The sequence below is a fragment of the Streptomyces chengmaiensis genome (assembly GCF_029846775.1).
In the GTDB taxonomy this organism is placed as follows: domain Bacteria; phylum Actinomycetota; class Actinomycetes; order Streptomycetales; family Streptomycetaceae; genus Streptomyces; species Streptomyces chengmaiensis.
Genome location: NZ_JARWBG010000020.1, coordinates 85,709 through 99,655, shown reverse-complemented (window position 1 = coordinate 99,655; position 13,947 = coordinate 85,709). Strand labels below are relative to the sequence as shown.

The 13,947-nt window shown below is 71.0% G+C and carries 13 protein-coding genes; 8 read left to right on the top strand and 5 right to left on the bottom strand.

Annotated elements, in window-relative coordinates; all coding sequences use genetic code 11:
• Positions 1–2: 2 nt before the first annotated feature.
• Both QCN29_RS18510 and QCN29_RS18505 read left to right on the top strand, forming a co-directional pair.
• A complete protein-coding gene (locus QCN29_RS18510) occupies positions 3–3,401 on the top strand; it encodes an SAV_2336 N-terminal domain-related protein (protein ID WP_279929369.1) in 3,399 nt (1,132 codons plus the stop codon).
• Between the two features lie 55 nt (positions 3,402–3,456).
• Entirely contained in the window at positions 3,457–3,942 is a 486-nt protein-coding gene (locus QCN29_RS18505; protein WP_279929400.1) for a glutathione peroxidase, read from the top strand.
• Positions 3,943–4,004: 62 nt separating this feature from the next.
• Here QCN29_RS18505 and QCN29_RS18500 read toward each other — a convergent pair whose 3' ends face one another.
• Entirely contained in the window at positions 4,005–5,231 is a 1,227-nt protein-coding gene (locus QCN29_RS18500) for an acyl-CoA dehydrogenase family protein (protein WP_279929367.1), read from the bottom strand.
• A gap of 157 nt (positions 5,232–5,388) precedes the next feature.
• Between QCN29_RS18500 and QCN29_RS18495 the strand changes: the two genes are divergently transcribed.
• The gene (locus QCN29_RS18495) at positions 5,389–6,060 is read left to right on the top strand and encodes a TetR family transcriptional regulator (protein WP_240136356.1); all 672 of its coding nucleotides are present in this window, start codon (positions 5,389–5,391) and stop codon (positions 6,058–6,060) included.
• A gap of 16 nt (positions 6,061–6,076) precedes the next feature.
• Here QCN29_RS18495 and QCN29_RS18490 read toward each other — a convergent pair whose 3' ends face one another.
• Together QCN29_RS18490 and def are read right to left on the bottom strand one after the other, a co-directional pair.
• Complete coding sequence (locus QCN29_RS18490; RefSeq protein ID WP_279929366.1) at positions 6,077–7,450, bottom strand: ABC transporter substrate-binding protein; 1,374 nt, start codon at positions 7,448–7,450, stop codon at positions 6,077–6,079.
• A 153-nt stretch (positions 7,451–7,603) separates the two neighbouring features.
• Positions 7,604–8,155, bottom strand: coding sequence for a peptide deformylase (def, locus tag QCN29_RS18485; protein ID WP_279929365.1), 552 nt, complete (start codon positions 8,153–8,155; stop codon positions 7,604–7,606).
• A 106-nt stretch (positions 8,156–8,261) separates the two neighbouring features.
• Here def and QCN29_RS18480 point away from each other — a divergent pair, with 106 nt between their 5' ends.
• From QCN29_RS18480 to QCN29_RS18460, 5 genes are all read left to right on the top strand, one after another.
• Entirely contained in the window at positions 8,262–9,500 is a 1,239-nt protein-coding gene (locus tag QCN29_RS18480; protein ID WP_240136355.1) for a Mur ligase family protein, read from the top strand.
• A 28-nt stretch (positions 9,501–9,528) separates the two neighbouring features.
• Positions 9,529–10,257: a type 1 glutamine amidotransferase gene (locus QCN29_RS18475; protein WP_279929364.1), complete on the top strand. Its 729-nt coding sequence runs from the start codon at positions 9,529–9,531 to the stop codon at positions 10,255–10,257.
• 139 nt (positions 10,258–10,396) lie between these two features.
• Positions 10,397–11,422 carry a 6-phosphofructokinase gene (locus QCN29_RS18470; RefSeq protein ID WP_279929362.1) on the top strand — a complete coding sequence of 342 codons (1,026 nt, stop codon included), beginning with the start codon at positions 10,397–10,399 and terminating at the stop codon, positions 11,420–11,422.
• A gap of 145 nt (positions 11,423–11,567) precedes the next feature.
• Positions 11,568–12,518 (top strand): cytochrome c oxidase assembly protein, encoded by a 951-nt coding sequence (locus tag QCN29_RS18465; protein WP_279929360.1) that lies wholly within the window; start codon positions 11,568–11,570, stop codon positions 12,516–12,518.
• 78 nt (positions 12,519–12,596) lie between these two features.
• Positions 12,597–12,758 (top strand): hypothetical protein, encoded by a 162-nt coding sequence (locus QCN29_RS18460; protein ID WP_240136351.1) that lies wholly within the window; start codon positions 12,597–12,599, stop codon positions 12,756–12,758.
• 3 nt (positions 12,759–12,761) lie between these two features.
• Here the strand turns inward: QCN29_RS18460 and QCN29_RS18455 are convergent, their stop codons facing one another.
• Complete coding sequence (locus QCN29_RS18455; RefSeq protein WP_279929357.1) at positions 12,762–13,169, bottom strand: subtilase-type protease inhibitor; 408 nt, start codon at positions 13,167–13,169, stop codon at positions 12,762–12,764.
• Positions 13,170–13,384: 215 nt separating this feature from the next.
• Positions 13,385–13,909: a DUF6328 family protein gene (locus QCN29_RS18450; protein WP_279929356.1), complete on the bottom strand. Its 525-nt coding sequence runs from the start codon at positions 13,907–13,909 to the stop codon at positions 13,385–13,387.
• Between the last annotated feature and the right edge of the window lie 38 nt (positions 13,910–13,947).

Here is a 13,947-nt window from a genome sequence, read left to right as displayed (position 1 = left end):
CCATGGCTCCGGGACCTTCGAGGAGGGCGGACCGGCTGACATCGGCCCTGCGCGCGCTGGGCGACGCCGGCTGCGACCTCGACCTCCCGGAGGTCCTCGATGTGCTGTGGCTGTCCCGGAGGATGCCCGCAGCGGACGAGCTGCCGCTGGCCCGTGTGCACGGGACCGGGCCGCCCGCCGGCGCGACGCTCCCGGAGCCCCGGACGACCGGCGACGATTCCAATGCCGCTTCACAGGCGTCGGAGCAGGCCGACCGCGCCGCGTATGAGGGCGACAGGGCCCGGCTCACGGCCGGCGGGCCCATGGCTTCGCCGGACGGCGGCAGCCGACGGCCCCACAAGGACGGCGCGGCGGCCCCGCGGCCGTCTCCGTCGGACCGGAGCGTGCCGCCGGAGCGTACGGCGCTGCCGCTGCGCGTCCCCGAGGACAAGGCCCTGCCGGACCAGCTGCCGATCGGCCGGGCTTTGCGCCCGCTGAAGCAGAAGCGCCCGAGCAGGCGGCGGCAGGAGCTGGACGAGCCGGCCACCGCGGCGACGCTGGCGGAGACCGGGGTGCCGGATGTGGTGATGCGGCCGGCACGGGAGCGCTGGCTCAATCTGGTGGTCGCCGTGGATGACGGCCTGTCGATGCTCCTCTGGCGTCGGCTGGCCGCCGAACTGCGCACCATGATGCAGCGGCTGGGGGCGTTCCGTTCGATCCAGGTCTACGGTCTGGACACCCGCACGGTCGGGGCCCCGCAGCTCAGGGGACGTCCCTTCGATCCGGACAGCGCCCGGTTGCCGCCCGCCCTGGCGGTGGATCCCTCGGGTCAGACGCTGGTCCTGGCTGTGAGCGACGGCATGGGGCCCGCATGGCGCCACGGCGCCATGCACGATGTGCTGCTCGGCTGGGCGGCTGTGGGGCCCGCCGCGGTGGTGCACGCCCTGCCGACCCAGCTGTGGGACAGCTCAGGGATCCAGGCAGAGCGCTGGCTGGCGACCACACGGCATCGCGGCGGCGCAAGCACCGCATGGGAGATCACCGACCGGTTGCTGCCGGCCGGCCTTGTGGACTACGCGGGTGTGCCGATTCCGGTGCTCGAACCCTCGTCCGGGCCCATGGGCGACTGGGCGCGGCTGATCACCTCTCCGGGCACCACGGTCGAGCTGCCGCTGCTGTCCCGGCCCCGCGGTCTCGCTCCCGTCGTCCCGTCCCACGAAATGCACAGCCTGCAGCATTTCAAGGACGCGGCCTCTCCCGAGGCGTACCGTCTGGCCGCCCACATCGCGGCCGTCTCACCGGCCTCGGTGCCGGTGATGCGGCTGGTGCAGTCCGCCGTACCGTGGGAGGCCAGGACCGCGCACCTCGCGGAGGTCTTCCTCGGCGGCCTCGTCCATCCCCTGCCCGCACCCGTGCCCGGGCCCCTGCCGACACGGCACCAGATCTTCGACTTCACGGAAGAGGCCAAGAGCGCGCTGCTCGACGCCGTGCCCAGCGCCGAACTGCTGCGGACGAGCAGGCGCATCGGTCAGCGTCTCGAGCAACTGGCCGGACGGTCCCCGGACTTCCCCGCATGGCTGGTGCACCCGGACGGCACGGAGGAACTCCCGCCCGCGTTCCGTTCGTTCACGGCTGTGGAGCGCCGGCTGATGCTGCGCTTCGGGGTGCGCATGGAACCGCCGACGCCGGAACAGCGGGAGCACCGGCCGGTGCACCCGTCCGCCGGCTGGCGCAGGCTGACCCCCCGGGACCCCGTACGCCTGGGACCCTACCGGCTGTACGGGCGCCGCCCGGGAAAGCGGACCGTTGTCTATCTCGGCCGCGGTCGACAGGGCGAGGAGGCGGCGATTCGCGTGGTCCGCCCGGAACTCCCGCCGTCGCAGGTGCAGCTGCTCCGCACCGAGGCCGAGGCACTGCGGCGTATGGAGGGCCGCTATGCGCCGGCCCTGCTTGCCACGGGCCTGGACGAGCAGCCTGCCTGGCTCGCCATGCAGCCGGTCAAAACCCAGCGCCTCAGCGATCGGCTGGGAGCGGGTGCCGGCGGGGAACCCCCTGCTGCCCCGCTGGACATCCTGACCAGTCTCACCCTCGGCTGGCACCTGGCGGGGGCGGTGAGCCTGTGCCACCTCAAGGGGCTGGTGCCGGCTGTCCTCTCCGCCGACTCCATCGTGCTGCAGGGACGTTCCGTGCTGATGGCGGGGCTGTCGGACTGCGTGGTCGACGGCACGTACTCGGGGACGGGCCGGGCTCCGACGCCCGCGGACAATGTGCGGGAGTTGGGGCTGCTGCTGAAGCAGATCAGCGGCAAGCGCCGGCGGACGAGCGACCGGTACGCAGTCGAGATGCTGCTGTGGGAAGGCGACACCTGGCAGCCGCTGCGCGAGCTGGTCCTGCGGTGTCTGGCCGCCGACCCGGAGGAGCGTCCGACGGCCGGCGAGGTCGCAGGCGTGCTCGCGCGCTATGTGTCCATGGCGTCCGCGATGCGGCAGACGGCTCCTCTTGGGTCGGGGGAGGACGGCGGCGGGCATCGAAGCGGCGCTCTGCCGCTGTCCAGGCCTCCCCTCGTGCCCCGGCCCGCCTGGACCTCCGCGCCCCGGCCGCCGCGCCCCGGGCGTTGGTCCGCGCGGCTGGGCTTCGGCCGCGTGGCCGAGCATGGCCGCCTGGCGCGCATCGCCCGGCCCCTCAGCCACAGCCGCCATGTGGTGCTGGTCGGGGCGTATCCCGGCTGCGGGCGGGTGACGACCACCTTCGCGCTGGGGGCGGTGTTCGCCGCGGTGCGCGAAGCGCCGGTGCTGGCCCTGGACGCCGCTCCGGCCGCCGGGGATCTCTACGACCGGCTGGTGCGCCGGAACCCCGCCACTCCGCGCGACCTGATCACTCTGCCTCCCGACTGCGCATACGAGGACATGCGGCGCTTCACCACCCGGACCCCTTCGGGCCTCGAGGTGCTGGCGCACAGTGCGACGCACTCCGCTCCGAGCCCGGCGTATCGCGACGAGTACCGCCGTATCGTCGCCATGGCAAGCCGGCACTATCCGGTGATCCTCTCCGACTGGGGCGCGGCCCGCGTGGACGAGTCCGCGGACCTCGTGCTGGATCTGGCGGACCGGATGGTGCTCTGCTGTACGGCCACCACGAGTTCCGTCGCCGTCGCCAAGGACATCCTTGCGACGGTGCGGGAGAGCGGTCGACGGCGGCTTGCCGACCAGGCGGTGATCGCGGTGTCCAGGATCGGAGGCCACACCGGTGAGTTGCGGGACGGCGTCGTCGCCGAGCGGTTCCACGGACACGTCGGCGGTGCGGTGCTGGTGCCGTTCGACACTCATCTGTCCAGCAGCCGTGAGCTGGATCTCACCAGGCTGCGCTGGCGCACCGCCGATGCTTTTCTGGATCTCGCGGCCCGCCTGGCGGGGCCGGACTGAACACGGCTGCCCGAGGGCAGTCCCTTCCGATGAGGAGACGGAGACACAGATGAGCCTGAGCCTGTACGACATTCCGCTGCGCACGCTCGACGGCCGGGACACCTCGCTGGCCGCGTACAGGGACCGCGTGGTGCTGGTGGTGAATGTGGCGTCGAAGTGCGGCCTGACCCCGCAGTACTCGGGTCTGGAGCGGCTTCAGGAGCAGTACGGCGAGCAGGGCTTCACGGTGCTGGGCGTGCCGTGCAACCAGTTCGCGGGGCAGGAGCCGGGGAGCGCCGAGGAGATCCGTACGTTCTGCTCGGCGACGTACGGAGTGACGTTTCCGCTGCTGGAGAAGACCGATGTGAACGGCGCGGACCGGCATGCGCTGTACGCGGAGCTGACCCGGGTGGCGGACGCGGACGGCGAAGCGGGCGATGTGCAGTGGAACTTCGAGAAGTTCCTGATCTCACCGCGGGGCGAGGTCACACGCTTCCGGCCGCGTACGGAGCCGGAGGCGCCGGAGGTGGTGGCGGCGATCGAGGCGCTGCTGGACGCCTGACGGCGATGGCGACGGGCCGGGGGCGCGCGGGGCGCCCCCGGCCTTCTCGTGCGCGCGTCGTATCAGCGGATCGGCATGCCGGACAGGGTGCGGGCGATCACCAGGCGCTGGATCTCGCTGGTGCCCTCGAAGATGGTGTAGATCGCGGCGTCCCGGTGCATGCGCTCGACCGGGTACTCGCGGGTGTAGCCGTTGCCGCCGAGGATCTGTATGGCCTGTGCGGTGACCTTCTTGGCGGTCTCGCTGGCGTAGAGCTTGGACATCGAACCCTCGGCGGCGGTGAAGGGCTTGCCGGCGGTGGCCATCCAGGAGGCTCGCCATACCAGGAGGCGGGCCGCGTCGATCCGGGTCCGCATGTCGGCGAGTTGGAAGGCGACGCCCTGGTTGTCGATGATCGGCCGGCCGAACTGGGTGCGGGTCTTCGCATAGTCCAGCGCGACCTCGTACGCGGCGCGGGCGGTGCCCACCGCCATCGCGCCGACGGCGGGGCGGGAGGCCTCGAAGGTGGCCATGGCGGCGTTCTTCACTCTTTCGCCGTCCGTCCTGGCCTGGTCGCGGGCGCGGGCGAGGCGTTCGTCGAGTTTCTCCTTGCCGCCGAGGAGGCAGTGGCCGGGGACCCGGACGTCCTCCAGCACCACCTCGGCGGTGTGGGAGGCGCGGATGCCGTGCTTCTTGAACTTCTGCCCCTGTGTGAGGCCGGGGGTGTCCGGGGGCACGATGAAGGACGCATGGCCCTTGGAACCGAGCTCCGGGTCGACCGCGGCGACCACCACGTGCACATTGGCGATGCCGCCGTTGGTGGCCCAGGTCTTGGTGCCGTTGAGCACCCACTCGTCCTTGGCCTCGTCGTACACGGCACGGGTGCGCATGGAGGCGACGTCGGAGCCCGCGTCGGGTTCGGAGGAGCAGAAGGCGGCGACCTTGACGTCGTCGGCGTCGCCGTACATCTGGGGGATCCAGGTGCCGATCTGCTCCTCGGTGCCGTTGGCGATGACGCCGACGGCGGCGAGGCCGGTGCCGACGATGGACAGGGCGATGCCCGCGTCGCCCCAGAAGAGTTCCTCCATGACCATGGGGATGCCCAGGCCGGTGGGGTCGAAGAACTGCTGGGCGTAGAAGTCCAGTGAGTAGATGCCGATTTTGGCCGCCTCCTGGATCACCGGCCAGGGGGTCTCCTCACGCTCGTCCCACTCCGCGGCGGCCGGGCGGATCACGTCCGCGGCGAATCCGTGCAGCCAGTCGCGTACCTGCCGCTGGTCGTCGTTGAGTTCGAGCGTGAACTCGCTCATGTCCCCTCCTGCTCTGCCCGGCGGCCGCCGATGTGTTACTTGCGGTAACCCGCAGTCTGTTACCGACAGGTAGCCACTGTCAACCGGCCACCGCCTTCGGCCGGAGTGTTACCTTGCGCGGGCGTCACGCAATCGCACGGGCGGGGAGACACGGCTCATGGAGACCACACGGCAGACGGCGGCACAGGTCCAGCCCCAGCAACGGTCCGCGGCGGACCGGCGGCGGCGGGAGCTGCTGGAGGCGGCGGACAGGGTCGTGCTCCGGGACGGGCCCAAGGCCTCGATGAACGCGATCGCCGCGGAGGCGGGCATCACCAAACCCATCCTCTACCGGCACTTCGGCGACAAGGGAGGGCTGTACAGGGCACTGGCCAAGCGCCACACCGACGCGCTGCTCGACGCGCTGCGGGCGGCGCTGGACGCCCCCGCGGAACGCAGGCAGCGGGTCGAGGCCACGCTCGACACCTATCTCGCGGCGATCGAGGCGCGGCCCCAGGTCTACCGCTTCCTGATGCACCCCGCGGAGGAACCGCCCGTCTCGGAGCAGGCCGAGCAGAGCTTTGACGTGGGCCGCCACTCCGCCCCCCTGCTGCGCCGCCTCGGCGAGGAGCTCGCCAAGGTGATCGAGGACCGGGTGGACCTCGGCCCGGAGAGCCAGCGGCTCGCCCGCGCATGGGGACACGGCATCGTCGGAATGATGCACGCGGCGGGCGACTGGTGGCTGGGCGAACGCCCTTGTCCGCGGGACGAGCTGGTACGGAGCCTGGCCGATTTGCTGTGGGGGCGGCTGGCGGAGGCGGGAGACCGTGAGGGCGGGGCGGTGTTCTGAAGCCGCGCGGAACCGGTCACCGCTTCCGGTGCTTGGCGGCGACTTTCTCTGCGAGCTGCTGACCCTCGTCCAGGGCGGCGGCCACCGACGTGCGCCCCGCGATGGCCTCGGAGATCCCTTGGGAGACCTTGTCCGCCAGATCGGGGAACTCCGGGATGCTCACAAACTGGATGCCCGCGGCAGGCCTGAGCTGAACGCCGGGATCGCGGGGGTCCGCACTGACGATGGCCGCCTCGGCAGCCTCGTAGAAGGCGGCTGCCGCCTGACGGTACTCGGGGTTGTCATACGTCGAGCCGCGCTTGCCGGCCGGCACCCTCGCCCAGCCCAGTTCGGCCCCGACAAGCTCCTCGTACTCCCTGCTCGAGGCCCACGCGATGAACTTGGCCGCCGCGCTCCGGTGTTCGCTCGCCCGCTGGATGCACCATGCCCAGGAGTACAGCCAGCCCGACGACGTCGTCAGATGCACCGGCGCCATGGCGTAGCCCACCTTCCCGGCCACCGGCGAGTCATCGGCTTCCAGCAGCCCGGCCGCGGAGGTGGCGTCGTACCAGATGGCCGTTCTGCCTTGCCGGAAACTCTCAAGGCATTCGGTGAACCCCTTCCGGGCCGCTCCGGGCTCACCGTGCTTGCGTATCAAGTCCACGTACATCGACACCGCTTTGGAGAATCCCGGGCCGTTCACCTGCGCCTTCCAGTCCTTGGTGAACCATGTGCCCCCATATGTGTTGACGACGGTGGTCAGCGGTGCGAAGAGTTCGCCCCAGCCAGGCAACCCGCGCAGGCAGATGCCCCGCATTCCGGGCCTGGCGCCGTCCACCTGCGCCGCGAGCCGCGCGATCTCCTCCCACGTCGGGGGGTTCTGCATCGTCAGCCCGGCGGATTCGAACACGTCCTTGCGGTACATCACAAAGGACGACTCGCCGTAGAACGGCTCCGCGTACAGCTTCCCGTCGTCCCCGGTCAGTTCCTGCTGTACCGGCACAAAGATGTCGGACTGGCCGAAGGAGGGATCGGCGGCGATGACGTCGTCCAGCGGCGCCAGCCAGCCCTTCTCGCCGTAGATGGGCGCTTCGAAGTTGCTGATGGACGCCACGTCGTAGAAGCCCGACTGGTCGGCGAACTCCTTTCTGACCCTCTCCCGTACATCGTTCTCCGGAAGCGCGGTGAAACGGACCTCGATGCCGGTCCGCGGGGTGAAGTGCCGCTTTGTCATCTCTTGAAGGTCGAGCATCTGCGGGTTGTTCACCATGAGGACGTTGACCGCGTCACGGGCGCCGCCGGCTTCTCCTCTCTCGGCTTTCTCGGAACAGCCGGAGACAAGCGCGGCGACACACACGGCGACAGCGGCGGTCCTGGTGCGCAGCCGCGCTGCGGGAGACCCGATTCTCATGGAACGCACCTCAAACTCAGCTGCGGGGAGGAACGCGTCCGGTTCCTTGCGGCCCCGAGCTTTATACCTGCGCCGCCGTGTGGCGAAGTCCCCCGGATGGCCACCAAGGCTGCCCGTTCTGCGCCCGTTTCCGGCCGGCCCGGAGAGCCGTGGCTACAGGACGGGCCGGGGCGGGGGAAACGCCCTGCGGGCGGCGCGCAGGGCGCGGGTGCGGCGCCAGCCCGTGAGCCGGTCGGGGTAGACCAGACCGCCCAAGTGGTCGCACTCGTGCTGGAGGCAGCGCGCGAAGAAGCCCGTACCCGCCACCCGTACCGGCGCACCCTGCGCCGTGACCCCCTCGACCACCGCGTGGTCGAAACGCTCAGTGGCAGCCTCCAGTCCCGGCAGGGACAGACAGCCCTCGGGGCCCCGGACGCGGACCCCGTCCGCCTCCACGAGGCGGGGGTTGACGATATGCCCGATGTGGCGGACGTCCTCGTCGTCGGGGCAGTCGTAGACGAACACCCGCAGCCCCACGCCGACCTGGTTCGCCGCGAGGCCCACCCCGTGCGCCGCGTACATCGTCGCGAACATGTCCTCGACCAGCCGGGACAGCTCGGGGCCGAAGTCATCGACGGGTGCACAGGGGGTGTGCAGCGCGGGGGCCCCGTACAGGCTCATGGCTCTGACGAGTCCCGAACTGCCGGGGATCGGCCGGTTTCGCATGGCGGCCAGCGTACGACCTCCACACTTTCCGACGAAGCCGCGATTCGGGCGCTGGAGCGGACCTCGATAGGCTGAGCGCGGACCGACGCAAGGAGGATCAAGGACGATGTCAGGCAACTCGGAGCCCCTGACGCCGCGGGCGAAGCTGGCCGTGACGGCCGGCCGGGCCGCGGCAGCGGTGTCGCGCGCCGCGGGGCGCGGCAGCGGATCGGTGATCGGCGGCCGGGTCGCGCTCAAGCTCGACCCCGATCTGCTGGGTCGTCTCGCGCAGCACCTGGACGTCGTCCTCGTGTCGGCGACCAACGGCAAGACCACCACGACCCGGCTGATCGCCGAGGCGCTGCGCGCCAGCGGCGAGGTCGTCTCCAACGCGCTGGGCGCGAACATGCCCGCGGGCATCACCTCCGCGCTGGCCGGCGGCTCGGAAGCCAAGTACGGCGTGATCGAGGTCGACGAGAAGTACCTCGCGGGCGTCGCACGCGATGTGACCCCGAAGGCCATCGCGCTGCTCAATCTCTCCCGCGACCAGCTCGACCGCGCCGCCGAGACCCGCATGCTGGCCGAGAGGTGGCGCGAGGGCCTGTCAGGCACCAAGGCCATGGTGATCGCCAACGCCGACGACCCGCTGATCGTGTGGGCCGCGTCCTCCTCCCCGAACGTGGTGTGGGTCGCCGCCGGCCAGGAGTGGAAGGACGACGCCTGGTCCTGTCCCTCCTGCGGCGGTGTGATGCAGCGCCCGGGCGACGACTGGTTCTGCGGCGAGTGCGGCTTCCGCCGCCCCGCCCCGAGCTGGGTGCTCAGCGGGGACCACGTACTGGACCCGCACGGCAGCGCCTGGCCCATCCACCTCCAGCTGCCGGGCCGTGCCAACAAGGCCAACGCCGCGACCTCCGCAGCGGTCGCCGCGTGCTTCGGAGTGCCGCCGCAGGTCGCACTGGAGCGCATGTACCAGGTCCAGGCCGTCGCGGGCCGCTATGACGTGGTGTCCTTCCTCGACCGTGATCTGCGTCTCCTCCTCGCCAAGAACCCCGCGGGCTGGCTGGAGACCTTCTCCCTGATCGACCAGCCCCCGGCCCCGGTGGTCCTGTCCGTCAACGCCCGCGGCGCCGACGGCACGGACACCTCCTGGCTCTGGGACGTGGACTACACCCGACTCGCCGGCCACCCGATCTTCGTCATCGGCGACCGCAAGCTGGACCTCGCGGTCCGGCTGGAGGTCGCGGGGCTGGACTTCCGGGTCTGCGAGAGCGCCGACGAGGCGGTGCAGCTCGCGCCGCCCGGACGCATCGAGGTGATCGCCAACTACACGGCCTTCCAGGATCTGCGCCGCCGGGTCGGCAACTGACGCCACGACGGCGAGGAGGACTTCACCCATGAGCGACAACAGCCTGCGTCTGGTCTGGGTCTACCCGGACCTGCTCAGCACCTACGGCGACCAGGGCAACGCCCTGGTCGTGGAGCGCCGCGCGCGCCAGCGCGGTCTGGACGTGGCGCGCCTGGACGTGCGCAGCGACCAGCCGGTGCCCACCTCCGGCGACATCTACCTCATCGGCGGCGGCGAGGACCGTCCGCAGCGGCTGGCCGCCGAGCGGCTCCGCCGGGACGGCGGGCTGAGCCGGGCCGCCTCCAACGGCGCGATCATCTTCTCGGTCTGCGCCGGCTACCAGATCCTGGGCCATGAGTTCATCAACGACCTCGGCGAGCGGGAGCAGGGCCTCGGCCTGCTGGACGTGGTCTCCACGCGTGGCGAGGGCGCGCGCTGCGTCGGAGACGTGCTGGCCGACATCGACCCGCGGCTCGGCCTGCCGCAGCTGACCGGTTTCGAGAACCACCAGGGCGTCACCCACGTCGGCCCTGCCGCCCGCCCCTTCGCCCAGGTGAAGCTGGGCCGGGGCAACGGCACGGGCGACGGCACGGAGGGCGCGTACAACGACACCGTCTTCGGCACCTACATGCACGGCCCGGTGCTGGCCCGCAATCCGCAGATCGCGGATCTGCTGCTCAAGCTGGCGCTGGACGTCAACGCGCTGCCGCCGACGGACGACCGGTGGTACGAGGCGCTGCGCGCCGAGCGCATCGCGGCGGCGACACAGCCCGCATGACGGCTGACCTGCTCACCTGAGCGACGTCCAGCAGTCGGACGCCCGGTTCGTCCCCGTCACCGTCCGCCGGTAGGGTGGCGGGGATCCAACCGGACGACGTGGTCCGGGTGTCGGCCCACGTTGCAAAGGTTTTCGGGCTATGCGCATTGGTGTGCTCACCTCCGGCGGCGACTGCCCCGGTCTGAACGCCGTCATCCGTTCCGTCGTGCACCGCGCCGTCGCCGATCACGACGATGAGGTGATCGGCTTCCACGACGGCTGGAAGGGCCTGCTGGAGTGCGACTACCGCAAGCTCGACCTGGACGCGGTGGGCGGCATCCTGGCCCGCGGCGGCACGATTCTCGGCTCGTCCCGGGTGCAGCCCGCGCATCTGCGCGACGGCGTTGAGCGGGCCAGGGGGCATGTGGCGGAGCTGGGCCTGGACGCGATCATCCCGATCGGCGGCGAGGGCACCCTGAAGGCCGCCCATCTGCTCTCCGAGGCCGGGCTTCCCATCGTCGGCGTGCCCAAGACCATCGACAACGACATCGCCGTCACGGACGTGACCTTCGGCTTCGACACGGCGGTCGGCGTGGCGACCGAGGCGCTGGACCGGCTGAAGACCACCGCCGAGTCCCATCAGCGGGTGCTGATCGTCGAGGTCATGGGGCGGCACACCGGCTGGATCGCGCTGCACTCCGGCATGGCGGCCGGTGCGCACGCCATCGTGGTCCCGGAGCGGCCGTTCGACATCGACGAGCTGACCGCCCGGGTCGGCGAGCGGTTCTCCGCGGGCAAGAAGTTCGCGATCGTCGTGGTCGCGGAGGGCGCGAAGCCCCGCGAGGGCACGATGCGCTGGGACGAGGGCGGCAAGGACATCTACGGGCACGAGCGGTTCGCGGGCGTGGCCCGTCAGCTCTCCGTGGAACTGGAGCAGCGGCTCGGCAAGGAGGCCCGTCCGGTGATCCTCGGTCATGTGCAGCGCGGCGGCACCCCCACCGCGTACGACAGGGTGCTCGCCACCCGCTTCGGCTGGCACGCGGTGGAGGCCGCGCACCGGGGAGAGTTCGGCATGATGACGGCGCTGCGCGGCACCGACATCGTGATGGCGCCGCTCGCCAGGGCCGTGGAGACCCTGAAGACCGTCCCGGACGAGCGGTATGCGGAGGCCGAGTGCGTGCTCTGAAACAAGTGCGCGCGCATTAATTCGTACACAGCTGAACGAACCGCCCCCGGTCGCCGCCGCGACCGGGGGCGGTTCTACTCTGGTCCGGACAATTGGGTGCGGATGGGCCGCGCTCCATGGAAGACGTCCCGGCGGGAGTGCAGAGATGGATCACAGCGGGCACGGCATGATGATGGATCTGCCGCCGTTCACGCTGGGACGAGGGCTTCAGTTCGCACCGGACTCCTTCTTTCTGATCGGCTGCCTGCTCGCTCTCGGTCTGTACGGCTGGGGTGTGGTGCGGCTGCGCCGGCGCGGTGACGCGTGGCCGGTCAGCAGGACCGTGTTCTTCGCCGTCGGCGTGCTGAGCATCGCAGTGGTGATGTGCACCAGGCTCAACGAGTACGGCATGGTCATGTTTAGCGTGCACATGGTGCAGCACATGATCATCAGCATGCTGTCGCCGATCCTGCTGCTGCTCGGCGCTCCGGTCACCCTGGCGCTGCGCGCCCTGCCGGTCGCCGGGAGGGGCCGCAAGGGGCCGCGCGAACTGCTGCTCGCACTGCTGCACAGCCGGTATCTGCGGGTGATCACCCACCCGGCGTTCACGATTCCGATGTTCATCGCGAGCCTGTACGCGCTGTACTTCACCCCCCTCTTCGACTTCCTGATGGAGTCCAGGACCGGGCATATCGCGATGATGGTGCACTTCCTGGCGGTGGGCCTGATGTTCTTCTGGCCGATCATGGGCGTGGACCCGGGTCCGCACCGGCCCGGCTATGTGATGCGGATGCTGGAGCTGTTCGCGGGCATGCCCTTCCACGCCTTCTTCGGCATCGCGCTGATGATGGCGAGCGAGCCGATGATCGGGACGTATGCGAATCCTCCGGCCTCGCTGGGGATCGACGCCCTGTCGGACCAGAACGCGGCGGGTGGCATCGCGTGGGCGTTCAGCGAGATTCCCTCGGTGCTGGTGCTGATCGCGCTGATCTACCAGTGGTACCACTCGGAGCAGCGGGCGGCCGTGCGCAAGGACCGGGCGGCGGACCGGGACGGCGACAAGGAGCTCGAGGCGTACAACGCGTATCTGGCGTCGCTGCAGGCCCGCAGCCAGTAACGCGGAGTGGGTGGCGCACCCCCCTCCTTCCGAGCGACCATGGCTGGGAACGGCCGCGGCCGTCGGAGGAGGGCGCACATGTCCGGATCCACGAAGACGATGGGAGCGCTGACCGTCGGGTCGCTGGTGGTCGTGACGGCCTATTCGGCGGCGCTCGGGAGCAGCGGCTGGCTCTGGTTCGGCTGGATCGTGCTGCTGATGGTCACGGTCGGGGTGATCGCGTCGCGCTCCGGCACCTGAGCGTCAGAACCGGAACACCGTTCCGGTCGCGGCCTCCAGTTCACAGGGGTTCGGGTAGATCTTCTGCCAGGCCACGGGCTTCCCGTTCCAGATGCCGACGGCCCGGGCGATCACCGGGTCGTACTCCTTGGTGCAGAGGTGCGGGTCGCCGGGCAGCCGGGCGAAGTCGCCTTTGGCCCCGCTGACCGCCTCGCAGGCGCCGGCCGGGTCCGGGTGCGGGCCGCCCGGCTCGGGGTGGCAGGTCAGCAGCACCCCGCGCAGCCAGGTGCGCTCCGGGTCGGACACGGTCAGCCACACTCCGGGCCGGTGGCCGGCCGGGGGGTCGTCGGCCGCGTGCCCGGCGGCCGACCCGGCCGCGGTCGCGGTGACGGCGAAGAGAACGGCTGCGGCGAGGGAGACGCTGCGTTGCATCGTTCGGCACTCCTCGTGGCTAGATCGACATGTCCAGAGCAACCCCCGTGTTGGGGTGGGCGCAAGCAGCCGCACCGGGGCGCCGTGCCCGGGGCGGGCGGAATCGCCCGTACGGACGTCCGTCGCCGCGGCCCGAGGCAGCCGCGTCCAAGCAGCTGCCGCGTCGAAGCGGCTGCCGCGTCGAGCCGGCTGCCGCGTCCATGGGCGTCGCCGGATCACCTCTCCTCGCGTTCGCCCGGACGGGCCTCCCTGGTGCCGCGCCGCAGGGCGAGCCCCGGGAGGGCGAACCAGCACAGGGCGAACCACGCCACCATGGCCATGACCAGCCATACGGCGAGGGAGTCGGCCAGCACCACCCGCAGGATCAGCAGCAGGGCCGACGCCATCGTGCACAGGAGCATCACCAGCCCGGCCAGGGCCAGCCGCGAGGCCCATTCGACGGTCTGCGGCTTCAGCCTGCGGCCCGTGAGCAGCCGGTGGAAGGCGACGGGGCCGACGAGGATGCCGGTGGTCGCCGCCCCGAGCATCACGGTGACGACGTAGATCGTGCGGTCGGCCTGGCTCAGCTCCGCGAAGCGCGGATTGAACACGACGGTGAGCAGAAAGCCGAAGAGGATCTGCACACCGGTCTGGACGACGCGCAACTCCTGCAGGAGTTCGAGCCACAGGCGGTCGGCACGCTCCTCCGGCGTCTCGTGCCGACCCCTGCTCAGCGGGCCCGGCGTGCTCGCCTGCGGCATCACAGCGGTCCTCTCCTCAGACTCCTCGGGGGCTGCCG